The following is a 1438-nucleotide window of genomic DNA, read 5'->3' on the forward strand; positions in this document are numbered from 1 at the left end:
GTCTCCTCCCGTGCCGTCTCCACCGGGCGTCGGCTCCACCGACAGCTCCAACCAGGCCAGGCCCGGCAGCCGCATCTCCGCCCGCAGCCGCAGCAGCCGCCCCGGTTCGATCTCCTCCACCCGCCAGAAGTCCAGCGAGTCCCCCACCCGCAACCGCTCCGCGTCGCGCCGGCCGCGCCGCAGCCCGACCCCGCCGAACAGCCGGTCCAGCACCCCGCGGGCGGCCCAGGCGATGGGCAGCGAGTACCACCCGTTGTCCCCGCCGATGCCCTCGATCACCCGCCACACCGCCTCCGGCGGGGCCTTCACCGACCGTTCCCGCACGTCCGTGTAGAGGCTGCCGCCGGTCCAGTCGGGATCGGTGGGCAGCGGGTCGCTCGGCGCGCCCGGCGTGTCGGCGGAGGACCAGCGGGTGTCCACCTCGGCGTCGTGGATGCGCTTGAGCGCCCAGCGCAGCGCGGTGTCGAAGTCGACGGTGCCCTCCGGCGGGTCCGGGATCCACCGCGTGATGTCGTTCTCCGCGCAGACCACCTCGTGCCGCAACGACTCCACCAGCGGTTTGGCGATCGATCCCGGGACGGGGGTGACGAGCCCGATCCAGTGGCTGGAGAGCCGGGGCGTGAGGACGTGGACGGGGACGATGATCCGGCGCGGCAACCCGGCCACGGCCGTGTACCGGCGCATCATCCCCCGGTAGGTGAGCACATCGGGGCCGCCGATGTCGAAGGAGCGGTTGACCTCCGCCGGCAGGTCGGCGGCGCCGATCAGATAGCGCAGGACGTCCCGCACGGCGATCGGCTGGATGCGGGTGCGCACCCAGCGCGGCGTCACCATAACCGGCAGCCGTTCGGTGAGGTAGCGCAGCATCTCGAAGGACACCGATCCCGAGCCGATGATCACGGCGGCGCGCAGGACGGCCGTCGGCACCCCGGAGTCCAGCAGGATGCGACCCACCTCCGCCCGGGAGCGCAGATGGGGGGAGAGGTCGTCCTCGGGTACGTCGGCGGGGGTCAGCCCGCCGAGGTAGACGATCCGCCGCACCCCCGCCTCCCGGGCCAGCCGGCCGAACAGGCGGGCGGCGCGGCGGTCGGTGGCCTCGAAGTCGGAGCCGGTGCCCAGGGAGTGCACCAGGTAGTAGGCGACCTCCACCCCGGCCAGGGCGGCGCGCAGCGACTCCTCGTCGGTGACGTCGCCGCGCACCACCTCAACCCGGTCCGCCCAGGGGTGGTCGCGGAGCTTGGCGGGGGTGCGGGCCAGGCAGCGGACGGTCCGTCCGGCGACCAGGAGCTGGGGGACCAGTCGCCCGCCGATGTAGCCGGTGGCCCCGGTGACCAGGACCGTGCCGCCGTGCCTGCCCGTCCCCCCGACGGGCTCGGTGTCATCGCGCGCTCCCGGCGCGGGGGGCGCGGACGGGGAACCCTGTCTCTTATAGACATCT

1 protein-coding gene is annotated in these 1438 nt (G+C 74.1%); it reads right to left on the reverse strand.

The window, feature by feature from the left end:
- Positions 1–1335: SDR family oxidoreductase (locus FNQ90_RS23080; RefSeq protein ID WP_182608118.1), on the reverse strand; the 1335-nt coding region annotated here is incomplete at its 3' end.
- Positions 1336–1438 lie beyond the last annotated feature (103 nt).

The organism is Streptomyces alkaliphilus (assembly GCF_014141535.1).
Taxonomy (GTDB): domain Bacteria; phylum Actinomycetota; class Actinomycetes; order Streptomycetales; family Streptomycetaceae; genus Streptomyces; species Streptomyces alkaliphilus.